Raw genomic sequence first — 23,780 nt, 5'->3', positions numbered from 1 at the left:
AATTTGATGTTTGGCAGACCAGCAACTTGTGTGTTTGTGTTGCTGAATTTGATGTTTGGCAGACCGGCTACTTGTGTGTTTGTGTTGCTGAATTTGATGTTTGGCAGACCAGCAACTTGTGTGTTTGTGTTGCTGAACTTGATGTTTGGTAGACCAGCGACTTGGGCATTTGTGTTGCTGAACTTAATGTTTGGTAGTCCTACTGTCTTAACCATTTCAGGGTGAATAGTAGGGAGTACTTCCATTGTAGTGTTAGCAGCAGAAGTCGAAGTTAGAAGTGCAGCTATGATAATTCCGTTAATCATTGTTTTAGTCTCTCAGTTCAGGGTTAATAAAAAAGTTTTTTATTTGACGTCTGAACTGCTAGTTGCACTTGTTGTGCCAATGTTAACTGATAATTTGCTTTTCTTCTTGTTTGTTGAAATTGATATTCAATAACTTGGTAAATTCAACTTCTGGTACTGGCTTACTAAAAATGTAACCTTGGATCTCTTCACATTTTAGCGCTTTCAATATATTGAGTTGAGCATCATCTTCAACCCCTTCACCGACAACTGATAAGCCCATGTTATGTGCGATGGTGATAATACTGTCTACCATTTTCAGATCTCTATCTGATTTACTGATGTCATCAACAAATGACTTATCAATTTTTAAACAGTGGATTGGGAAACGCTTTAAATAAGATAATGATGAATAACCAGTACCGAAATCATCCAACGCTAAGGTCACGCCCATTTGGGCAAGTTGGTTCATAACTTTAATTGCATTTTCTGGGTTTTTGATGATTGTACTTTCAGTGATCTCCAATTCTAAATGACAAGCAGGTAGCTTAGTAAGCTGTAAGACGCTGGAGATACGTTGTTGTAGATCGGGAAGGGCAAACTGTCTAGATGATAAATTAATGGCGACACGGCCGTTAAAAATGCCTTGTTCACGCCATTTCTGTGCTGCAAAGCAAGCTTTTCGTAAAACTAAATCACCGATTTCAACAATAAGACCGTTTTCTTCAGCTAATGGAATAAATTCATTAGGAGCAATAATTCCGTGTTCGGGGTGAACTAGCCTAACCAAAGCTTCCATGCCAACGAGGCTGTCTTGTTTCAAATCCACTTTAGGTTGGTAGTAAACTTCAAAGAGATCCTCTTTAAGACCTTCTCGAATTAAGTTTTCAATTTCCAGTTGACGTAATGCATTCTGATTTAATGATTCTGAATAGAATTGATAACGATTGCCACCGCCTGACTTTGCGTGATACATGGCAATATCTGCTTTACGTAGCAAGGCTTGTTCATTTTGTTCGTCTTCTGGATACAGCACAATACCAATACTCAAGCCCACAACTAATGACTCATCGTCAATTTTAAACTCTTCTTTTAAAGCATCAATGATCCGTGAGGCAATTGCTGCACAAGACCCAATATCAGGGTTGTGATCAACTAAAATTGCAAATTCATCGCCGCCTAAACGATATAAACTCACATGTTTAGGCACATTGTTTTGAATACGTTTGGCAACATCAACAAGTAACTCATCACCAATTTGATGACCAAGAGAGTCATTAATCCGCTTGAAGTTATCCAAATCTAAAACCATCAAAGTGTGATGAATATCTTTTTTAACTAAATTATTCAAGGTAACTTGAAGGCTAGAACGGTTAGGAAGGCCCGTTAAAATATCACTGTTAGTGAGCTTTCTTAATTCTTCTTCTTGTTGTTTACGACGGGTAATGTCTGAGAATACACCAACATAATGAGTGGTTTCGCCTTGTTGGTTGTATATTGCATCAACAGTGAGTTCCATCAGGAAATGACTACCATCACCTTTATTTGCTTCTAGTTCATTACTCCAACAACCTTGTTGTGACAGTGAAGCATGGATTTGATTTGAATATGATTCAGGGTAGCGGCCAAAGCTGAATAGTTGACCAATAAACTCTTCGCGTGATTGGTTTGTAAGTTCACAACAGGCATCATTGACTTCAACAAAACGATATTTTTCATCGAGGATAAACATACCCTCTGAGATATTTTCAATGGCGCGCTCAAACAAACGTAATTGTTCTTCAGTTTGTTTTAAATTATTAATGTTTTTTATTGTTCCTGTCATTCGAACAGGGTTTTCTTTCTGATCTCTTTCTACTATTTTTGCTCTATCTAAAATCCACATCCAAAGGTTTTCACGACTTTTGACACGATAAGCAACTTCAAAATGATCTGTAAGGCCTTTAAAGTGGTCATTAAGCGCTGTTTTAACTCGGTTTTGATCTAATGGATGAATATTACTTTCTTCGCCAGGTTTACCTGAACGTTGACCATCTTGAGGGAATTCTAAAGTTCCCCAGATATTAGAGCGGTATATCTCTCCCGTTTCGATATCCCAATCCCACATTTCATCGCCACTCCCCCAAAGAGATAGCTTTAATCTTTCTTCGCTTAGTGCGATTTGTTTTTGTATTTGACGACGGCGAAGAATTATTTTAGTTATAATAAACAGTACAATAAAGCATAGTAATGTATAGGAAAGTTTTGCTTCAAAAGAGTAATACCAAGGAGGGGTGACCGTTATTTGAATAGACTTGGTCTCACTTTGTTTTCCTGAAAGTTTATTAATAGCATAAACATGGAAGTTATAAATTCCAGCAGAAAGGTTAGTGTATGTTGCTGAGTTTATATTTTGCGAGGGCAACCAACTATCATTTAATCCTTCCATTTGGTAATAAAAGTCAAACTCTTCTAGAGGTTGTCCTGGAGTAACAAACGTGAAGGTAAAAGGGTAGTCAGAGTATTTTAAGGTGATATTGCTCTGTTTGTTTATTGGTTTGTTTAAGATTGTTCCACCAATTTTTTCTGAAACATTAAATAATGAGAAATCAATCAAAGCTGCATTAGTGCTTCCTGACATTAAAATATCATTATATATTTCATTCGGGTTTACAATGCTGATTCCTTTAGTGCCTCCAAATAAAGAATAATCTCCAATATGTAATGAAGCTAAAGAGTTGTAATCGCTTTGAGAACCGTTTCTATTTGTTAGTTTTAAATTTTTAAAGCTGGTTTTATTCGTTATATTTAGTTCCATCGCTGAGGCTGAAACTAAAAAGTTATCGAAAATCTCTATCGAATATATTAGTTTGTTATGTCTAAATATTTCTTTTAACTCGTTAGTTTTGATATTCAGCTTTAATAAAGAGTTTCTTGTACCAAAGTAGAGATCGTTTTCATCAAATTTTAATGTGGTAACCATGCTTTCAGAGAATATTTTCTCTGTATTACCATCTTTAATTTTGAATAACCCACCTTGAGATGCTATCCAAAGTTCATTGTTTTTTTCAATTAAATCGAATATTGGATATCTTTCACCAGTAGTCAGCGTGTTGATAACTTTAGAGTTTTTTATAACAAATACTTTGCCATTGATAGTCGAAGCATATATTTTATCTTTACTCTCACTTATTTTTACGTTGCTAATATGTCTATTTAATATTTGAACAGTCTCTAAAGTCGAAAGGTCTGTTTTAGTTAAACCTGTAATATTTCCTGTATAGAGTTGGTTGTTTAAAACTTTTATCGATTTTGGGCCTGATGCGTTTTCAATCGTTACTGAGTATAAATATTTTAGCGATTTATCTAAAACTCTAACATCCAAAGAGTCTGTTGCTAAAAATATATTTTCATCTGTTTGTGTAATAGCCCAAATGTTTTCTTTAATAAATTTTGAGTTTTTTATAAGATTTCGATTTCTATCTATTTTAATGACACCTAAATTGACATCGGTTATAAATATGGCAGATTTAGTTTCTTTTATATAAGGACGTTTTCTTGATGCATCTTGATCGATAAACCCTATTTTCTTTATTCTGTTAGTACTATCTATCCTTACAATGTCAGAGTCTATTATTGAAGTTAACTCATCACCGCTTCTTGATGGTTCAAGGTAGGTCATAACAATATCTGACACTTTTTCTTTGTTATTATTTTTTATACTGTACAAACCATCATTAGTAGATATAAATAATTTATTTGAAATGATTCCAATGTCATTAGATTTGTAAGCAACCGTTGATAGCTTATTATCTTCCAACTTAAAAACAATACCATTATAATTTCGAATAAAGAGGCTGTTACCTACTTCAATGACCTTTTTGACCTCTTGTAAAACCTCACTATTAAACTCCCATAATACTCTAGTAAGGTTATCACTTAATATTATAATTTTATTATTTAAACCTATAGCTATCCCCTTAGAAAGAGGTGCTATTGACCAAATGGCTTCTGACAAAGGCTTATTATCAATTTCTATTGTTGTAAATGATTCGGATTCATCATCGTACATTGCTAAACCTAAATCAGTACCAACAATTATCCTGTTTTGGTTGTCTACAATTAAAGTTTTAATGAAAGAGCTTGGTAAGTTTGAGCGGCCATCTTCAGCAAAAAAGTGTTTAAAATTTGTTCCGTCAAAACGATTTAACCCGTTTACAGTTCCCAACCAGACAAAGCCATCTTTGTCTTCAATAATGCTAGTAACTGTGACTTGTGATAAGCCATCTTCGGTATTATAAATTTCGGTATTAAGAGTGAGATCATAATTAGTACCAGAATCAGCAAAAGCGAGCCCCGTTAAAGCATGGGCTAGGAGAAATGTACAAATTACCAACCGACTTATCATTTGCATAAAAATTATACTTTTATCTTCTGTAAACGAGATTTATTCAATGTAATACTCCACTTTTTCAGAAAGTTAATAGTTTGTCAAAAATTGGTAAGAATAAAAAAAGTCCCACTCGAACACTTGTGCTTATTTTGTACAACCAATGTGTTTGTTTGATTCAAAAACATCCTTAAAACACTGTATTTTGATGTCTAATTAGATTTTTATACTGCAAATTTATTCCCATTGGTGTTTTTATAAAACTTGTAAAAGTTTATAAACGCTAGGCTGTTTTTCTAGAACTCAAATTTATCAGCGTCATGTTTAAAGCCTTTTAAATCTGTAATGACCTGTGCTGTTGGCATTGGTTCTAACTGATTATGCTGCTCACCAGCATTAAACATCACTAATCTGTCACTGTGTTTACTACGCATATTACTAACAATAAACTTAATCAAATCTGCACGGGTAAATTGCTTAATTTCTTCAACGACTCTTTCACGCTGTTTGAAGTCGTAATCTCTATTGCCAAGACAGACCCAGTAACGCTGGCTTCGACTCTTAAGATTGGCATCTTTCTCTAAAATTTGATTTATTAATCCAAGCTTAGTGGCTTCCCATTGCTCTTTGGTTATTTGCATAACAGCGTAATTAAAGTCTGCAATGAACTCATCGATAGCTTCGAGTAACTTGCGAGGTCCGGTGGTTGGAGATTGTATGTAGAATATCATCCCTGGATGGCGATTGAGTGGCAGATATCCTGTTCCTACCATGTAACCAAGCTGTTTCTCTGTCCTAAGCTCATGGAAAAAAGTAGACGACATTGTGTGGTTTAGCAAACTAAATAAACCAATATTATGAGCGCTAGTTTCATTTGATTGGTAGTAAACAATAATGGCGCTATCTTGATGTTCGACTGAGAGTTCACGCATTAACGTGCCTCTATCGGTAAGATTAATCAGTTCTCGGCTTGATTCTGAACTGGGTTTTGTTACCAGTGAAAGCACGAGTTTCAAACGTTTTGCTAGCTGCTGCGTTTCACTGACTAGCCAATCTCCATAAACCAATCCTTCGACATAGATTTTCTCGTAAAATGCGCTTACATGGTCATGTAGTTCATCTAAGGTGACATCTTCAAGCATTTCGGCCATCTTAGCGGGTTCATATGAACGTTTTTGCAAGGTAACCGTTAAGCTGGAGAATAATTGAGCGATAGGTTTTGCTTGTGCAACATTAGTCCAGCTTCTGAGTAATTGTTTTTTGATGAGTTTAAAACGGTCTTGGGTAAAGTTTCTTTCTCTAGCTTTATCTATGACCAAGGCCAACAAAGTTTCTTGATTACCGGTAAACCCAGTTAAATGTAAGGTAATGCCACCTTGATGAGGATATATATTGTAATTAAGTCCTGCTACTTCAGCTTGATAGGTTGACTCAGTTAAATAATCTAAAACCATTTCAACATACAAACGGGTTAACGCGGCATGCTTAGGGGTAGGGCTTGCATTTTCAGAGTCTAACGAAAGATATAAATGACCTTTAGGAACATTAAACTCATCATCTTTACGATGCCAAATTCGATAACCTTCATCTTCAGCTACAACTACAGGTACATCACTCTTACTCGATTCAATACGTGATTGTGGATCGCTGACGATGAAAGGATTTTTAGTCGGCAGTGATAACTCTTTTCTTGGTTCGGCTTGTTGCCAGAGAGCAATTTTGGTTTCAGGTATTTCCTCAATTGAGTAAGGTGTGAAATACCATTTAGCTTGCTGGTTAGTACTGACTTCTCTTGAAACAAGCTGAGTACGCATATTGCTTGGTACGAACATAGCTAAAAGAGCGAGTGCTTCATCTGCATCTAATCCATCCATGCGATAATCACCAAATACAATATCTTCAACCTCATAGTGCTGCATGTTGATACTGAGATGGCTGGCTAAATCAAGGATTTTAATTTGTTCTTGGTATTTAAACGCGGTAGACAAAAGGCTCGCTCTTTCATCATAACGCCAAGACTCTATTCCTGAAGTACGAATTAATTGAATATACTCGAAAGTGCACTCAATTATGGAGTCTATTTGCTGTAACCCTTTCTCAGTAAGCTGAATACTGATGCTGTAATCTTTGAAGTTATAACCATTGACACCACCACCCGCTGACAGGTTGTTTGCCAAGCCTTGCTCTTTTAAATAAGAAAGTAAACTGCCAGGGCTTTCATTGCCGAGTAAATGACTAATAAACGTCAGTGGTTTACGTTGATAAAAGGGTTCAATGCAAGGGAGCTCAAAACTGATATTTAATCTTTTTTGATCTTTAACGGGGGCGATGTTGATATGTTTTAACTTTGCATTGTCATCGAGATAGGGAGTATCAGGATAGCTTGCTTTAGCATTTCGATTGTTAATTGAACTGAAAAAATGTTCCGCATATTCAGCCTGCGCATCCAGTGACAAGGGGGATACCAAGCAGAGCGTCATAATATTTGCACTGTATTTCGATTGGTAAAAGTCTAATAACTCTTGTCTCACTTCAGCTTCATTTCCTGCAAGGGTTTGCAGGTTGCCCACAGAAAACTTACTAAAAGGATGAGCGGGGTTAACGGACTCTTTTTGAACTTGATATACCCGTCGAATATCATCTTTAAGCTTTAAACTATATTCAGAGTCAATGGCGTGTCTTTCTCTGTCTACTAGTTCTAAATCGAATTTGGGTGCGATAAAAAATTGACTGAATCTATCTAATGAGTCTTCAAAGTGGTCAGCATCGATACTGTAAAAAAAGTTTGTTTGCTCGGTGCCTGTCCAAGCATTATTTGAACCACCATGTTGATTAATAAACTGATGGTACTCGCCAGAATCCGGAAACTTATCTGTGCCTAAAAACAGCATGTGCTCTAAAAAGTGAGCCATACCAGGACGTGATATCGGATCATCAAAATGACCAACAGAGACTGTCATCGATGCAGCAGCTTGAGTCGCTGCTTTATCCTCAACGAGTAATACCCTTAATGCGTTATCAAGCACAATATGTCGGTATTGGCGATGATCATTTGGGCTGGTGACTATGCTATTTAGTTTGTTTTGTGCTGTGTCTGGTTTTATGGTCAAGATAATGCTCCAGATAAGAAGGCTTGTTATATATTGATCTCGTTGGCGGCTTTTAGCAAATATCTAATGAAAATATCGACTAAAGACTAATTAAATTTACTTCATTGTTACTTTGTAGATGCGATATTTAAGGCTACAATTGGAAAACAAACACAATAATAATGAGTAGCGATAATGAGCAGCAATAGAAGTATGCAGCTATTTTTGATGCGACATGGTGAAGCTGGTTTTGATGCACCATCAGATAGAGAAAGAATGCTATCACAATTAGGGCGCACTCAATCTAACGCCATGGCCAATTGGTTAACTGAAAAAGTCAGCAGTGTAGACTTAGTGATTGTTAGTCCTTACTTACGAGCTCAGCAAACCTGGCAAGAAGTTGCTAAACATCTACCTGAACCAAGTAAATGGTTAGTGTTAGATGATATTACACCATCAGGAAGCCCACAAATTGCTGTCGATGCTATTTTGGCTTATGCCGAACATTATCAAGCTAAAAAAGTGTTAGTGATTGCACACATGCCTATTCTTGGCTATATGGTCAGCGAGTTAGTCGCAGGCATGGAACCGCCCATTTTTGCAACGTCAGCCATAGCCTCAATTGAGCGTAATGAGCATGGCGGTCATTTTGATTTGATGCAGACACCCGCTCAAATGAGTGCATAAAGCGAATTGTTAGGTTTTGAATACTGAATTCATAACCCTCGAACTCATAAATACAGAGCTCTTAAAGTAGAGCTCTTAAATGAAGGGAGCGAAATTAAGAGCACTAGTAAATAAACATCACAGCTTATCTTCGATGCGCATGCTCGCCAATATCAATCAAAATCAATAATGCAGCATCCGCTCCCCATTCTTTAGGGGCTTGATGAAACGCTTTAACTTTAGGGTGTTGAGCCAGCCACATCGGTAATTGCTGTTTTAATATTCCCGAGCCATAACCGTGCATGACACAGCAACACAAAATGTGCTGTTTTACACAAGCCTGTAGCAATGCAGCCAATTCCAACTTAGCTTCTGCTTGGCGCATGCCATGTAAGTCCAGTAGCAAATCAGGCTGATAATCTCCGCGGCGCAAACGCTTTAATTCAATTTTCTCTACGCCTTCATTGAGCCAACGCATAGGGCCTTCAACAGGTAATATCGGATGATAATTATCTGAAAAATAGCTATCCGCGTAAACCTGTTGTTCTTTTACTTCGACTTGTTGTTTGGATTTGACCGACTGCTTAAAGTGATGTTTATCTTGATTTAACGGCTTAACACCGCCAAATTGCTCTGAAAACAGTGCAAAGTCAGGATTATTTTCTTTATTCATGGCGCTATTGTATTGAATTCTAGGTCATCTTAATAGACTTCAGTTACAATGGTCAGGAACAATTTTTCAGGAGTTATGTTTTGGATAAAATCTTTGTAGATGAAGCTGTCACCGAATTAAGAACCGTTGGCGATATGTTGCGTTGGGCTGTAAGCCGTTTTAATGATGCGAACATTTATTATGGGCACGGAACTGATAATGCTTGGGACGAAGCTATTTCTTTGGTTTTCCATGCTTTACATCTTCCTGAAGAAATTGGTCAGCAGGTGGTTAACTCCAACTTGACCAGCAGTGAAAAACACAAAATTGTTGAGCTAATTATTCGTCGTGTTCGTGAGCGTTTACCCGTTCCATATTTAACCAACAAAGCACGTTTTGCTGATTTAGAGTTTTACGTTGATGAACGTGTGTTAGTGCCGCGCTCGCCAATCGCTGAAATGATCAACAATGGTTTCAGTCCTTGGTTATATAACAAGCCTGTTACTCGAGTGATGGATTTATGCACCGGTAGTGGCTGTATCGCCATTGCATGTGCTTATGCATTTGAAGATGCTGAAGTTGATGCGTTAGATATTAGTGAAGATGCATTAGAAGTTGCACAAATAAACATCGAATCACTGAATGTATTAGATCGCGTGTTCCCAATTCAATCGGATATTTTCTCCGCAATTGAAAAAGGCCCACATTACGATTTAATCGTATCGAATCCACCATACGTAGATGAAGAAGACATTGGCGATATGCCAGATGAGTATCATCACGAGCCAGCCATTGGTTTAGCATCAGGTCGTGATGGTCTAGATTTAACTAAGCGTATTCTGGCCAATGCTGCTGATTATCTGACACCGGATGGTTTACTTGTTGTTGAAGTCGGTAATTCAATGGTGCATTTGAATGAGCAATTCCCTGATGTGCCATTCACCTGGGTTGAGTTTGAACATGGCGGAGACGGTGTGTTTGTACTTACATATGATCAGCTAGTTGAAAATGAATCACTTTTCGCCATCTATAAAGATAGTGAATAATAACGATTAGAAAAAATAAATTACGTTGAGGTAATCAGATAGCATGTCGGGAAATAGCATAGGTCAAAATTTTGTCGTGACGACGTTCGGCGAGAGTCATGGTGTTGCATTAGGTTGTATTATTGATGGTTGCCCACCAGGTCTTGAACTTACCGTTGAGGATATGCAACACGATTTAGATCGCCGCCGACCTGGTACCTCACGTTATACCACTGCGCGCCGCGAGCCTGATGAGGTGCGTATTTTATCTGGTGTGTTTGAAGATAAAACCACAGGTACTTCCATTGGCTTATTGATTGAAAATACCGATCAGCGCAGTCAAGATTACTCCAATATCAAAGATTTATTCCGTCCGGGCCACGCTGATTACACTTATCAGCAAAAGTACGGTTTACGTGATTATCGTGGCGGTGGACGTTCGTCTGCGCGCGAAACTGCAATGCGTGTTGCTGCTGGCGCTGTAGCGAAAAAATACTTAAAGCAAGTGCATGGTATCGAAATTAACGGTTACATGTCTCAGCTTGGTCCTATTTGCGCAGAATCAGTAGATTTAAATGAAGTTGAACAAAATGCTTTCTTCTTTCCTGATGCGTCTAAATTAGAGCAACTGGATGAGTACATGCGTGATTTGAAAAAATCAGGTGACTCAGTCGGGGCTAAAATTACCGTTGCGGCAACAGGCGTACCTGTTGGACTCGGTGAGCCAGTATTTGACCGTCTTGATGCTGATATTGCTCATGCATTAATGGGCATTAATGCTGTTAAAGGCGTTGAAATCGGTGATGGTTTTGGTGTGGTAACCCAAAAAGGTTCTGAGGGGCGTGATTTAATGTCTCCAGCAGGCTTTGAGTCAAACCATGCTGGTGGCGTGTTAGGTGGTATTTCTTCTGGTCAACCTATCGTTGCTCATATTGCACTTAAGCCAACTTCAAGCATTTCAGTTCCTGGTCAAAGCATGACTGCTCAAGGTACTACGGCTGATGTGGTCACAAAAGGGCGTCATGATCCTTGTGTTGGTATCCGTGCTGTGCCGATTGCAGAAGCAATGCTTGCAATTGTATTAATGGATCACTTACTTCGCCACCGCGCACAAAATCAGGACGTGGTTTCTGAAACTCCCGTTATCGGTATGAAATAAATGCCTAATGCGTCATCAGCTGAGCCTAACGTTCGTTGGCTCAGCGCTTGTTACTTTTTCTTTTTTTCAATTCTTGGCTTAATGGTTCCATACCTTGGTGTGTTTTTTGATAACCGAGGTTTTAATGCCCAAGAGATTGGCTTTCTGATGGCAATCCTTATGGGAACGCGAATTATTGCTCCCAATGTTTGGGCTATGGTTGCCGATAGAACCGGTATGCGTTCTGAGTTAGTTAAATTCGGATCTGCAGCCGCTGCGATTACCTATGTCAGCTTTTTCTTTGATGGCAGCCTCACATATTTAGCTATCAGTTTGATGGTATACACCTTTTTTTGGAATGCGATTTTGGCTCAGCTTGAGGTCATAACGCTCGAAAGTTTAGGGGATGAGTCCCATCGATATGGTGCAATACGTAGCTGGGGAAGTGTCGGGTATATTTGCTTAGTCATCATTGCAGGTTTTTGTATCAGTGAGTTCGGTGCTGAAATTGTCCCTTCAATTGGGATGGTACTTTTTATCGGCATGTTCTTATGTGCTTTGGCATTACCCAATAATAGAGCGTCCTTAGCTGACGTAGGCTCAAGACCGCCTTTAACACTGTCTCCTTCTATCATTTGGTTTCTTATATCAGCGATATTACTGCAAATGAGTGTAGGGCCTTTTTATGGCTTTTTTGTTTTATATCTTAAACAAGCAGGTTATACCGAGGGCATAGCAGGTTTATTCGTTGCTTTTGGCGTGGTGGTTGAAATTTTAATGTTCATGCTTGCGCCAAGATTATTGGGTCGGTTTGGGGTTAAATTACTCTTGATAGTCAGTATGGGTTTTACGGTTGTAAGGTGGATCTTATTGGCATATGGCGTAGATAATATTTTACTGTTGTCCATTAGCCAAGCACTTCACGCATTCACTTTTGGTTTAACACATGCAGCGTCAATTCAGTTTATTCATCGTAATTTTGATATTGCGCATCGAAGCAAAGGCCAAGCGCTCTATGCTAGTTTAAGTTTTGGTTTAGGCGGCGCGATTGGAATATGGGTGAGTGGTATGATTTGGGGTGATGGTTCAGGTGCTAGTCAAACTTGGTTATTTGCTTCTTTTTGCGCTGTGTTAGCATTATTAGCTACATTGGCTATTCGTGAGCCAAAACCTTATTTGAAAGTCAAAAGCTAATACATAACATATTGCCCGTGAATAAGATTAACTTAACTAGCATTGTTAAAATTCATTAGAAAAGTGAAAGAGGATTGATTGCAGTGAAGCGTTTTCGATTAGGTTTGATTATTAACCCATTAGCAGGATTAGGTGGCAGTGTAGGCCTCAAAGGTTCTGATAATGTGGCGCAATTGGCAATTGAAAAGGGCGCAGAGCCAAAAGCTAACTTAAGAATGGAACAAGCATTAGCCGTAATTGAGCCGTTTAAAGATCAAATTGATATCATTACCGCATCCGGTGATATGGGCCAAAACCTCGCGCAGAAAATGGGGTTTACAGTGACCTGTGTGCATTCGACTGCGGCAAACGAGACTTTGACACCAGATAAACAACCACAACATCATCAACTTACTCACGCTCGAGATACACAACTCACAGTAGAAGCGTTAATGAACGAGTCACTCGATTTATTACTTTTCGCCGGTGGCGACGGTACTGCGCGAGATATTTTTGCCGTAGTTGATGACGCTATACCAGTACTTGGCGTGCCAGCTGGAGTGAAGATTCACTCTGGCGTATACGCGATAACACCGCATGCTGCTGGTGTGGTAGTCAATATGCTACTTAAAGGCGAGTTAGTGAGCTTGATGACGGCTGATGTGATGGATATTGATGAGCAAGCATTTAGGCAAGGCACAGTTAAAGCGAAACGCTTTGGTGAAATGCTAGTACCTGCCGAGCCACGTTATATTCAAGCTGTTAAAATGGGCGGTAAAGAGGTCGACGAGTTAGTGCTTGCTGATATCGCTGCTGATGTTATTAATCAAATGGAAGATGAGCTTTATATCATAGGCAGTGGCTCAACGGTTGCAGCGTTAATGGAAGAGCTTAATCTAGACAACACATTATTGGGTGTGGATGTTATCCAGAATGAGCAAGTGGTTGCTGCTGATGTCACCGCTAAACAGTTGCTTGAATTGACGACTAATAAACCGACGAAGTTAGTCATTACCTTGATTGGCGGTCAGGGGCATATTCTTGGTCGTGGTAATCAGCAACTCTCGCCAGAGCTAATTAAGCAGGTCGGAAAAGACAATATTATTATCTTAGCAACAAAAACTAAGCTAAAAGCACTTGAAGGACGGCCATTAATTGTGGATAGTGGCGACCCTGAATTAGATAGTGCACTTACTGGTTATTATAAAATTACCACTGGATACCACGATTACGTGATGTACCAAGTTGCCAACCCAGATTTATCGGAGAGTTAGACCATGTTAGAGAAGTATGATGCAGCTTTAGAAGGTTGGATTGAACACACTGTTGCCAATGGTGATGATGACGCGCTATTTGCCAGCGGTTACTTACAGGGTCATATTGCAGTGGTTTTTTCTCAGCTTGAACAAGAACAACTTAGCGGTATTGATGCCCTAGATGACAAAATGGTCGATTGTTTAGCATTGGCAGATGATGAGTTAGAAGCTGCCGACTTTGCTTTAGTGCAAAGGGCTTGGCAACAATTACGTCAAATCATCAGCGATATAAAATAAGCATTAGTAAGCGAATTGGCATGACAGAACAAAAGAATATATCAACAGCTTCAATCGGGCTGGTTAATCCTAAAACACCTGTAAATGTGGGTGGGATTATGCGCGCAGCAGGTTGTTATCAAGCGAATGCGGTATTTTATACGGGTAATCGTTATGAATTGGCGGCTCGCTCAGGTGAAGCACAATATGATGTTGATACTAAAAATGCAGCCAAAACGATCCCGTTAACACGGGTGGAATCGTTGCTAGAACAAGCACCCCAAAACGCTAAAATAATCTGTGTTGATTTAGTAGTTGGCGCAACACCGTTGCCGTTATTTGAACATCCTGCAGATGCTTTTTATATCTTTGGCCCTGAAGATGGCACCATTCCGCAGCAAATTATTGATGCTGCAGATGAGGTGGTTTATGTGCCAACGGTGGGATGTATGAATTTAGCGGCCTCAGTCAATGTATTGTTATATGATCGACTGTCTAAAAGTGCACAAATCGCAGCGGATGATGAACTGATCCGCGAGAGTCGAGATAATAATAATCGCACTAAAGTCAAAACGTGGAAGAAATAGCACTAATTTGAGCTAACTAGGCGCTTAGTCTACATGCTGTTTAATAAACTAAGCGCTCGCTAATGAATTAAGCACGCTCTAATGAATAAGCTGCTTAATATAATGGTCAAGTTCTACTTGGCCATTTTTTTGTGCTAATTCAGCCCGGAAACAATCTAGAATAGCGGTTTCATGGGCTGCAATTAAATCAAAAATCTTATTATGCTCAGTGCAATTTGTTGCCCATTGACGATACTCTTCTTCGTAAGGGATTACCCAATTAACCAAAGTTTGCAGTAATTCTGTCCATGACAAATCAAGCCATTTTTGTGCGTCATCATGGCCTTTTTGTGTCATGGTTTCGACAGGAAAGCTGAATCGCTCCGTCTGCTTGAGTAAGTGAGATAACAGTAACTCAGCAGTGAGAGTTTCTACTTCAATCAGTTTCTTCCAGAGTTCTATTCGCCGTTCATCTTCTTCAACATTTTGCAGTAAACTAAAAAAGGCAATGCCGTATAGCTCGCCTAAATAAGCTTGATGTATCTTTTCATTGTTCGTGCTCATCTGTCATTCCTTTGGAATAATCGCCATCGATTAGATTAGCGATTTGCCTTTAAGCAATTTTCTTAACCACATTCTATTTGGATTGAGCATGGCAAACATATCGTAACTGATGGGTGGCGTTTGCTTGCAAATAATAGATGCTAATGCTTCTGCAGCTAATGGCCCAGAACTTAACCCTCTTGAGCCTAAACCGCCTAATACATATAAGCCTTGATGTGATGGTGCAGGTTGATGCCGCCAAAATTTTCGGCTTGTAACGGTAAGCTGATGGTCTTTTAATGGTTCAGTATTATAACGTTTGAAGATCGCATCTATATCCGGAGCTAATCCCATCATAGGGCAATGATCGCGGGTGACCATTCGCACGCCGACTCTTGCATTTTCATCTGAAACATCTATGTCATTAACCCATGTTCTGTCTGGAAAGCTATGTTGCATTTTTTGGGCATTTTCTAACTGTTCATCAGGGCAGTAATCAAGGTTTTCAGGTGACTTGACGTAACTTGCCCCTACACAATGATGTTGATTATTTTCAGGGGTGAGATAACCATGAGCGCAAATCACCGTTTTTAATTCGGCCAGTTTACCTTTTGACGGGATATGACTCACTTGGCCGCGAAACCCAGTGACTTGAAGTGCGCGGGTTTGTGTAAACTCCGTTAGCTGGGCCCCAGATGCTGCAACAACTTCGGGATGTTCATAATGTTGCTTACTTACTTCATTATGCTCAGTAGAGGTTAATCGCCAATTCGTTCCTGATTTAGTTAATGCAGAAATCTCACAATTCAGCTTTACCACCACCTCATTACCTTTACTTGCGGCAATCTGCTGTGCTTGCTTAATTGCCGCATTTGCAAATTCATGGGGACAAATCCAACCTGCTAATGGGTAATAAAATGCAGGCTTGTCGATTTGAATCTTGGCAATGTTATTGGCTTGAAGTGGGCTAACGGCAAATGCAATTTCACTTGGCCAATCTTGACCATCAATTATTTTATTTAATCTCGCGTCGCTTCTTTCATCAAAGCCTGTTTGCAGTACGCCACAAAATTGATGGTCGATTTGATGCCCGGCAGCGGTGAGTTCTTGCAAACGACGACGACTATACAAAAAGGCCTGTTGGAAGTACTGGCTCATTAAGCTGTTATCTGGGGTTAACAGCGGGTAAATCGCCCCTTGTTTGTTACCTGAAGCGCCATCAGCCAGCATTTTGTCTTTACAGTAAATTGTGACACTTTTTCCTTTTTCTGCCAGCGACAAAGCAAGGTGAGCTGCTGCAATGCCACCGCCTATAATCGCAATTGAGTCATTAACATTGTTTGTATCTGAGTTTGCGGTTACAGCACTTGAAGTTAAAGCACTTGCAGTTAAATCGTTTGTGACAAAAGCACCTGAAGGCAGTGAATAGGCATATTCACTTTGCAAAGACTGACGTAATGCTCTGCGCTCACATAAAGGGATCTCTTGCAGCATTCTGGTCTGTTCATTTGCCTTAATAGCTTCTGGGCTAGAAACAAGATTAAAGCCTGTGAGCTGTGTAAGTTGTGATAATTTCTTGGAGTTTGCATCAGTATCAAAAGCGTAAATATTGGCATTATCTAGGCTTATTCGACCCATTTGCCAGAAAAGTTTTTCTGTTAGGTGTTGATCAAAATAGGCCGCTTCAGTCGTATGAGGTAAGCAATGCCAATGGCTTATTTGACCTTGCTGACTGAATGGCAAGCTCTGAGCGTTGCGGGCATAATCACCAAAGTATAAGTCGATGATAAATTGACCGCGATTGAAACTGAGTCGCTGACAACCATCGATATTAGCAATACATGCATTTTGCAGCTGCTGTGCATAGTGATGAAAGCAATGTGATGATTGATTGATTTCACTATCAGCAAGCGTCATTAACTGAACTAGCTCAAATGCATTTAAGCCATAATGTTCAAAAACATTTAAGTGTATTGTTTGATTAAATTGTTCAGATAATTGCCAAAGTAGCATGACCTCCATACCAACTCCGAGCCCAATTTGCCCAATACACAGGGTTTTGCTCGAGATTGGCTTATGAGACAAGACACTTTCATAATAATGCCTTATGCTTGCTGCATAATCAGGGTTTTGACAGTAACTACTTGGAAAATTGGCCGATATTGATGCACAATCTCGGGTAACTATAGGGAAGTCAGTGGTTAATTGGGTCAAAGCTCATACTCAAATTGGTTTTATTGAGATTATTTTACCTATGTTTACTGAAAGCTGACCACTTTATTCGTCTAAAGCGGATATCATTGCGGCAGCAAAATTAGGTACTGACACGTACAAAATGGATAGCAAAAAATGAAAAGAGTCGTAATAACAGGTTTAGGTGTTGTTTCAAGCATCGGTAATAACAAGCAAGAAGTGACAGATTCACTAAAAGCTGGACGCAGTGGTATTACCCATTCTGACCAATTCGAAGAAATGAAATTACGCAGTCATGTGTGGGGCGATATTAAATTAAACCCAGCAGATCACATTGACCGTAAAGCGTTACGTTTTATGGGTGATGCAGCAGCATACGCATACATTGCGATGCAAGAAGCAATCAGTGATGCAAATTTAACAGAAGAGCAATATTCTCATCATCGTGTGGGTTTAGTTGTCGGCACGGGTGGTGCTTCTTCTAAAAACCAAGTTCAAGCGGCAGATACGTTACGCGAAAAAAGCGTTAAACGTGTAGGTCCATACATTGTACCGCGCATTATGGCGAGTACGGCGAGTGCATGTTTAGCAACGCCATTTAAAATTAAAGGCATGAACTACTCAATCAGTTCAGCTTGTGCGACATCAGCTCACTGTATCGGCCATGCGGCAGAACTTATCCAAATGGGTAAGCAAGATATGGTATTTGCTGGTGGTGCTGAAGAATTAGATTGGACCCTGACTATGGGGTTTGATGCAATGGGCGCGTTATCAACTAAGTACAATGACACACCAGAAAAAGCATCGCGTACATACGATGCAGACCGTGATGGATTTGTTATCTCTGGCGGCGGCGGAATCGTTGTTGTTGAAGAGTTAGAACACGCATTAGCCCGTGGCGCTAAAATCTATGCCGAAATTATTGGTTACGGTGCATCTTCTGATGGTTACGATATGGTAGCTCCATCTGGTGAAGGCGCTGTGCGTTGTATGCAAATGGCTTTAGCTGATGTTGATACGCCAATTGATTATATCAATACTCACGGTACATCAACTCCAGTAGGTGATGTACGTGAGCTTGAAGCATTGCATGAAGTTTTCCCTGAAAACATGCCGCCAGTGGCTTCAACTAAATCAATGACAGGTCATGCTTTAGGCGCTGCAGGTGTTCATGAAGCGATTTATAGCTTAATGATGATGGAAAACAGCTTTATCGCCCCAAGTATCAATATTGATACGCCGGATGAGAAAGCGGCTGGCATTCCATTAGTCACAGAATATCGTGATGCTGAACTAACGACTGTTATGAGCAATAGCTTTGGTTTTGGTGGCACAAACGCCACGTTAGTGATGCGCAAATATAAGTAAACTTATTATTTGAGCTCATGCCAAATTAGATTTGAAGCCTTTAACGGAAACGTTAAAGGCTTTTTGTTTTTAGGCCAGTAGAAATGAAGAAAATGTTGCTCAATTCATAAGCTTTTATAAACAAAACACATTATTTCGTTTTTGTAGGTAACGAATGCCATTAATAACTTGATAGAATAAGCCCATTAAGTCGTTTTATGATGGTAAATCCCAAATATGAAGATTGTTGCTGATGAGAATATGCCCTATGTCGAAGCGTTATTTGGCGAATTAGGCGAAATAACCCGTGTTAATGGTCGTCAGTTAACGCCTGAACAATTGGTTGATGTTGACGTTTTATTGGTACGTTCTGTCACTAAAGTGAACCAGCAACTGTTAGCACAAGCTAATCAGCTTAAATTTGTCGGTAGTGCCACTATAGGTACTGATCATATCGACTTGGATTATTTACAGCAGCAAAATATTCCTTTTACCAATGCGCCTGGTTGTAACGCAACCGCAGTGGGTGAATTTGCTTTTATTGCAATGCTTGAGTTAGCTAAACGATTTAAGCAGCCATTACAAAACAAAGTGGTTGGCATTGTTGGTGCTGGCAATACTGGCTCCGCTCTTGAACATTGTTTAAAAGCATACGGCATTGAGGTTTTACTCTGCGATCCTGTATTAGCGCGAGAGCAGACGCAAACTGGCAACAGCAATACCCGTGAATTTGTATCCCTTGATACGATCATCGAGCAGGCCGATATCATCAGTCTTCATGTGCCAATTACACGAGTTGGTGAAGATAAAACATGGTATATGCTCGATGAAACACGCCTTAACCAATTAAAACCCAATACTTGGCTGTTAAATTGCTGCCGTGGTGAAGTTATCGATAACCGCGCTTTGATAAAAGTGAAGCAACAAAGAGCTGATTTAAAACTGGTCCTAGACGTATGGGAGGGCGAGCCAAACCCTATGCCTGAACTCGTGCCCTTAGTTGAATTTGCCACACCACATATTGCCGGCTACAGCCTTGAAGGCAAAGCGCGAGGCACGCATATGTTGTTTCAAAAACTGTGCGAGATTATGAATATTGATGTTGATAAAAGCGTCAGTAACTTGTTACCTGCTTTTAGTATTAGCAAGCTTGATATCAATGATGCGTTATCAGAAACACAGCTGCTTAATATTGCCAGATTGGTCTATAACCTCAATGATGATGACTATTTGTTTAGAAATAGCTTCCTTAATAACCATGGGTTTGACCATATGAGAAAAAATCACACTCATAGACGTGAATTTAGTGCATTGTCGCTAGTCAACACGGGGCAATCTGAGGTAAATTGGATGCTTAAATTAGGTTTTTCAGGAGTCGAGCGTTAATTATGTCACAGGAATTTAATGTTGTTGTTTTAGGTGCGTCGGGTGCAGTGGGTCAAACTATGATTGAGATCCTCGAAGAACGAAAATTCCCAGTCGCGAACTTATACCCATTAGCAAGCAGCCGAAGTGCTGGCGATACCGTTAGCTTTAATGGAAAACAAGTAGAAATTCTTGATGTGGACACGTTCGATTGGAGCAAAGCACAAATTGGCTTTTTCTCTGCTGGTGGTGATGTCTCAGCTAAATGGGCACCAATTGCGGCAGAGCATGGCTGTGTTGTGATTGATAACACATCGCACTTCCGCTACGACATCGATGTACCACTTGTTGTGCCTGAAGTGAACCCACAAGCAATTGCTGACTTCCGTAACCGTAACATTATTGCTAACCCTAACTGTTCGACGATTCAAATGTTAGTGGCGCTAAAACCTATTTATGATGCATTCGGTATTTCACGTATTAACGTTGCAACATACCAATCTGTATCAGGTTCTGGTAAGCAAGCGATTGATGAGTTAGCAGGTCAAACATCTAAGTTACTACAAGGTCTACCTGCGGAAAATAAGGTATATCCTAAGCAAATCGCATTTAACGTATTACCGCAAATCGATGTGTTTATGGAAAACGGCTACACCAAAGAAGAAATGAAAATGGTGTGGGAAACACAGAAGATTTTTGGCGATCACGATATTGTGGTTAACCCAACGGCAGTGCGTGTTCCTGTGTTCTACGGACATTCTGAAGCTGTGCATTTAGAAACTCGCCAACCTGTTGAAGCAGAAGAAGTTAAAGCTGTTTTACGTGATGCTGAAGGTATTGTTTTATTTGAAAATGATGAAGACTACCCAACAGTAGTGACAGACTCAGCAGGTACCGATCCAGTATTCGTTGGCCGAGTGAGAAAAGATATTTCTCACGATTACGGTATAAATTTATGGGTTACGGCCGATAACATCCGTAAAGGTGCTGCATTAAACAGTGTTCAAATAGCTGAAGTTCTTGTTAGAGATTATTACTAATCTACTATGAATAGAGTTATTTAGACTAAAAAGCCTGCAGCCTGCAGGCTTTTTTCGTTTTACCGCTGTCAGCAGTAGCAGGGTGACTAAATCTGGTTTATAGTCTTAATTAATAAAAATAAATGACCTAAAGCCCGTTGTCATGAAGACAACTCGATTGCGCTCAAAGGGAAAGATTGATGATTTTTCGTACCTCTTATTTTGTTGGCATTATGGCCTGTGCACTGGCCGTTGTTTCTGCTTCTCATATTATCGAGCCTGCTCATGCAGAAACGCTCAGAATTACTGGCCCTAATGGTGAAGTAAGTTCAGCGCCAACCCGTCAATATGGTCCAACAACATCTTCAGATACTTTTTGGAGCATTGCTCAAAAAGTCAGACCTAATCAAGATATCTCTGTTTACCAAGTGATGGCAGCATTGTTTGATGCGAACCCTCACGCTTTTAGTAGTAATAATTACAATTCATTAGAACGCGGTATGACGCTATTAGTGCCATCTGCAGATGTCATGGCGCAAATAAGCCGTGCTGACGCTAAAACTCGGGCTGAAAATAATGATAAGCGCTTGCCTAATGCCAACCCGAGAACCACAACAGCAGCAACAATTCCTGCCACGAACAATCAAGCAGCGACAAACATCGCACCTTCAGCGCAAAAGCCGTTACAAATCGTGGCACAAACTCAGCAACCAACTGCAGAAGAGCTTGCTAAACAAGCTGCTGAAGAAGTTCAGCCTCAAATTGATGAGCTAACGGTCAAGCTTGAAGATGAGCAAACTAAAGTGCTGTCACTGACCGATGAGTTAGCACGCTCAGAAGATATGTTGATGGTTAAAGATGCTGACAACACGGCACTAAAAGCAAAAATTCAAGAACTCACTTTGCAGCTATCTGCAATGCAAGAAGACTTTCAGCTACTGACTGAAAAACATCAAGCGTTAGAAGCATCACACCAGCAACTTATTGAGCAAAACAATAAACCTGAAGTACTAGAAGAGCCGACTGACTTTTGGCGTTCGATTTCTGACAACATGATTTTATTGGCCGTTTTAGCTGCGTTGCCTCTTATCGTTATTTTCTTAATTATATTTTGGTTAATGCGCCGTAAGAGTAAAGCGGCAACTGAACCAGAAAACGTTACAGCTCCTGTTGCTGAACAGGCTGTCACAGAGGTTCAGCCAGAAGTTGATGACATTGAAAACTTGGCTATCCATTTGGATGATGACGAGGCCGGTGCTGACAATATTGATGATTTACTGGATTTAGACAGTGCAGCAACAGAAGAGTTAAGTCTTGATGACTCATCCGATGCTGATATGTATATCACTGAAGATGCAGAAACAACTGAGGAAGAAGCTGAAGGGACATCACTTGATGACCTTTGGGCTGAAGCCATGGAAGAGCAAGAGGAAGACCTACAGCCGCTTGAAGCGGATGAAGATGACCTTGATAGCCTACTTGAGGGACTTGATACCCCAGCAGAAGAAGCCGTATCTGAAAGTGTTGCCGATGAAGACGATTTAGACAGTTTATTGGCTGGGCTAGATGAGCCAGAAACTCGTTCAGATGAAGCGATTTCTGAAACAGAAGAGGCTATCGATCCACAAGATGATATTGACAGTCTTTTAGCTGACTTTGATGTGCCAGAAGGCGATGTTGCTTCTGACCCCGATGCTGAAAAAGCAGCGGATACAGATCCACAAGATGATATTGACAGTCTTTTAGCTGGATTTGATGTGCCAGAAGACGATGTAGCTTCTGAGCCAGATGCAGAAGAAGCAGCGGATACAGATCCGCAAGATGATATTGACAGTCTTTTAGCTGGATTTGATGTGCCAGAAGACGATGTAGCTTCAGAGCCAGATGCAGAAAAAGCAGCGGATACAGAACCACAAGATGATATTGATAGCTTATTAGCTGGATTTGATGTGCCAGAAGGCGATATAGCTTCAGAGCCAGATGCTGAAAAAGCAGCGGATACAGATCCACAAGATGATATTGATAGCTTATTAGCTGACTTTGATTTGCCAGAAGACGATGTAACTTCAGAGCCAGTTGCAGAAAAAGCAGCGGATACAGATCCACAAGATGATATTGATAGCTTATTAGCTGATTTTGATTTGCCAGAAGACGATGTACCTGGTGAAGCGCCAGTGGAAACAGAAGCAGTAACTGAGACTGATACTAATGCTAATGCAGTAGCGGATGAAGATGATCTCGACGCTTTATTAGCATCTATCGATGCACCAACTGAAGAAGAACATGATTTCACAGCAGAGATTGCAGCTGAGTTAGAGGATGATGTTTCAGTTAGCCTAGATGAAACCGCCAATATTGATGAACTTATTGCTGAAGTTGATCCAGAAAAAGAATTTGCTCCACTGAGCAACGAAGGGCTTGATGTTGAGCAAGTACTGAGTGCAGAACTTGAGGAAATTGAATCAGAGCTTCATATTGAATCTGATAATGATGATATCGACTCGCTACTTTCTGAGCTTGAAAGCGCTTCTAGTGAAAACACAGAAGTAGAAAGTGTTGCTGTTGATGAATCAGATGTTGATGAGTTAGAGGCTAAAAGCTCAACCCTTGAAGATGAATTGGCTGAAACTGAAACAGATTCTAATGCCGATATCGACGACATTATTGCCGATATCGAAGCAGAAGACTCTCATCTTTCGGTTGCTAATGAACCTATTGATAATGAATCTGTTAATAAAGAGTCTGTTAATAAAGAATCAATCAATGAAGATTCAGAATTAGGCTCTTTTGAGAATACTTCAGAACCAGAACCAGAACCA

Annotated in this window: 16 protein-coding genes and 1 pseudogene; 11 read left to right on the top strand and 6 right to left on the bottom strand. The window is 39.9% G+C overall.

Annotation, left to right across the window (positions count from 1 at the left end):
- From AB4153_RS18105 to AB4153_RS18095, 3 genes and pseudogenes are all read right to left on the bottom strand, one after another.
- A pseudogene (locus AB4153_RS18105) lies at positions 1-305 on the bottom strand (hypothetical protein); the annotation flags it as partial.
- 82 nt (positions 306-387) lie between these two features.
- On the bottom strand, positions 388-4,677 hold the full coding sequence (locus tag AB4153_RS18100) for an EAL domain-containing protein (protein ID WP_303517954.1): 4,290 nt from the start codon (positions 4,675-4,677) through the stop codon (positions 388-390).
- A gap of 272 nt (positions 4,678-4,949) precedes the next feature.
- Positions 4,950-7,763, bottom strand: coding sequence for an insulinase family protein (locus tag AB4153_RS18095; protein WP_371998312.1), 2,814 nt, complete (start codon positions 7,761-7,763; stop codon positions 4,950-4,952).
- Between the two features lie 192 nt (positions 7,764-7,955).
- Here AB4153_RS18095 and sixA point away from each other — a divergent pair, with 192 nt between their 5' ends.
- Positions 7,956-8,429 (top strand): phosphohistidine phosphatase SixA, encoded by a 474-nt coding sequence (gene sixA / locus AB4153_RS18090; RefSeq protein ID WP_102529500.1) that lies wholly within the window; start codon positions 7,956-7,958, stop codon positions 8,427-8,429.
- Between the two features lie 124 nt (positions 8,430-8,553).
- On the opposite strand, the gene smrB is transcribed toward sixA, so the two are convergent.
- Positions 8,554-9,081: an endonuclease SmrB gene (gene smrB / locus AB4153_RS18085; RefSeq protein ID WP_102529496.1), complete on the bottom strand. Its 528-nt coding sequence runs from the start codon at positions 9,079-9,081 to the stop codon at positions 8,554-8,556.
- An 80-nt stretch (positions 9,082-9,161) separates the two neighbouring features.
- Between smrB and prmB the strand changes: the two genes are divergently transcribed.
- The 6 genes from prmB to AB4153_RS18055 all read left to right on the top strand — a co-directional run bounded on the left by prmB (position 9,162) and on the right by AB4153_RS18055 (position 14,515).
- On the top strand, positions 9,162-10,106 hold the full coding sequence (gene prmB, locus AB4153_RS18080; RefSeq protein ID WP_102529495.1) for a 50S ribosomal protein L3 N(5)-glutamine methyltransferase: 945 nt from the start codon (positions 9,162-9,164) through the stop codon (positions 10,104-10,106).
- 43 nt (positions 10,107-10,149) lie between these two features.
- Complete coding sequence (aroC, locus tag AB4153_RS18075) at positions 10,150-11,244, top strand: chorismate synthase (RefSeq protein WP_102529494.1); 1,095 nt, start codon at positions 10,150-10,152, stop codon at positions 11,242-11,244.
- A complete protein-coding gene (locus AB4153_RS18070) occupies positions 11,245-12,417 on the top strand; it encodes an MFS transporter (RefSeq protein ID WP_102529493.1) in 1,173 nt (390 codons plus the stop codon). It begins immediately after the preceding gene.
- A gap of 83 nt (positions 12,418-12,500) precedes the next feature.
- Positions 12,501-13,670: an ATP-NAD kinase family protein gene (locus tag AB4153_RS18065; RefSeq protein WP_229371375.1), complete on the top strand. Its 1,170-nt coding sequence runs from the start codon at positions 12,501-12,503 to the stop codon at positions 13,668-13,670.
- A 3-nt stretch (positions 13,671-13,673) separates the two neighbouring features.
- Positions 13,674-13,949, top strand: coding sequence for a YfcL family protein (locus tag AB4153_RS18060; RefSeq protein WP_229371373.1), 276 nt, complete (start codon positions 13,674-13,676; stop codon positions 13,947-13,949).
- A gap of 20 nt (positions 13,950-13,969) precedes the next feature.
- Positions 13,970-14,515 (top strand): RNA methyltransferase, encoded by a 546-nt coding sequence (locus AB4153_RS18055; RefSeq protein WP_371998311.1) that lies wholly within the window; start codon positions 13,970-13,972, stop codon positions 14,513-14,515.
- Positions 14,516-14,593: 78 nt separating this feature from the next.
- Here the strand turns inward: AB4153_RS18055 and AB4153_RS18050 are convergent, their stop codons facing one another.
- Both AB4153_RS18050 and mnmC read right to left on the bottom strand, forming a co-directional pair.
- Positions 14,594-15,058, bottom strand: coding sequence for a hypothetical protein (locus tag AB4153_RS18050; RefSeq protein ID WP_371998310.1), 465 nt, complete (start codon positions 15,056-15,058; stop codon positions 14,594-14,596).
- Between the two features lie 30 nt (positions 15,059-15,088).
- Positions 15,089-17,059, bottom strand: coding sequence for an FAD-dependent 5-carboxymethylaminomethyl-2-thiouridine(34) oxidoreductase MnmC (gene mnmC, locus AB4153_RS18045; protein WP_371998309.1), 1,971 nt, complete (start codon positions 17,057-17,059; stop codon positions 15,089-15,091).
- 327 nt (positions 17,060-17,386) lie between these two features.
- On the opposite strand from mnmC, the gene fabB reads away from it, so the two are divergent.
- From fabB to AB4153_RS18025, 4 genes are all read left to right on the top strand, one after another.
- Positions 17,387-18,598: a beta-ketoacyl-ACP synthase I gene (gene fabB, locus AB4153_RS18040; protein WP_102529488.1), complete on the top strand. Its 1,212-nt coding sequence runs from the start codon at positions 17,387-17,389 to the stop codon at positions 18,596-18,598.
- Positions 18,599-18,814: 216 nt separating this feature from the next.
- Positions 18,815-19,963 (top strand): 4-phosphoerythronate dehydrogenase, encoded by a 1,149-nt coding sequence (locus AB4153_RS18035; protein WP_371998308.1) that lies wholly within the window; start codon positions 18,815-18,817, stop codon positions 19,961-19,963.
- 2 nt (positions 19,964-19,965) lie between these two features.
- Complete coding sequence (locus AB4153_RS18030; RefSeq protein ID WP_102529486.1) at positions 19,966-20,982, top strand: aspartate-semialdehyde dehydrogenase; 1,017 nt, start codon at positions 19,966-19,968, stop codon at positions 20,980-20,982.
- 179 nt (positions 20,983-21,161) lie between these two features.
- The coding region (locus AB4153_RS18025) for a FimV/HubP family polar landmark protein (RefSeq protein ID WP_371998307.1) at positions 21,162-23,780 on the top strand (2,619 nt) is incomplete at its 3' end.

This window comes from Shewanella sp. 10N.286.52.E4, from assembly GCF_041468785.1.
GTDB lineage: Bacteria > Pseudomonadota > Gammaproteobacteria > Enterobacterales > Shewanellaceae > Shewanella > Shewanella electrodiphila.
This window is presented reverse-complemented; position numbering and strand designations above follow the sequence as displayed.

Coding starts and splice junctions, on each gene's coding strand:
- AB4153_RS18100 (WP_303517954.1), bottom strand. CDS start 4,677: ATGCAAATGATAAGTCGGTTGGTAATTTGTACATTTCTCCTAGCCCAT.
- sixA (WP_102529500.1), top strand. CDS start 7,956: ATGCAGCTATTTTTGATGCGACATGGTGAAGCTGGTTTTGATGCACCA.
- smrB (WP_102529496.1), bottom strand. CDS start 9,081: ATGAATAAAGAAAATAATCCTGACTTTGCACTGTTTTCAGAGCAATTT.
- aroC (WP_102529494.1), top strand. CDS start 10,150: ATGTCGGGAAATAGCATAGGTCAAAATTTTGTCGTGACGACGTTCGGC.
- AB4153_RS18070 (WP_102529493.1), top strand. CDS start 11,245: ATGCCTAATGCGTCATCAGCTGAGCCTAACGTTCGTTGGCTCAGCGCT.
- AB4153_RS18060 (WP_229371373.1), top strand. CDS start 13,674: ATGTTAGAGAAGTATGATGCAGCTTTAGAAGGTTGGATTGAACACACT.
- AB4153_RS18055 (WP_371998311.1), top strand. CDS start 13,970: ATGACAGAACAAAAGAATATATCAACAGCTTCAATCGGGCTGGTTAAT.
- AB4153_RS18050 (WP_371998310.1), bottom strand. CDS start 15,058: ATGAGCACGAACAATGAAAAGATACATCAAGCTTATTTAGGCGAGCTA.
- mnmC (WP_371998309.1), bottom strand. CDS start 17,059: ATGGAGGTCATGCTACTTTGGCAATTATCTGAACAATTTAATCAAACA.
- fabB (WP_102529488.1), top strand. CDS start 17,387: ATGAAAAGAGTCGTAATAACAGGTTTAGGTGTTGTTTCAAGCATCGGT.
- AB4153_RS18035 (WP_371998308.1), top strand. CDS start 18,815: ATGAAGATTGTTGCTGATGAGAATATGCCCTATGTCGAAGCGTTATTT.
- AB4153_RS18030 (WP_102529486.1), top strand. CDS start 19,966: ATGTCACAGGAATTTAATGTTGTTGTTTTAGGTGCGTCGGGTGCAGTG.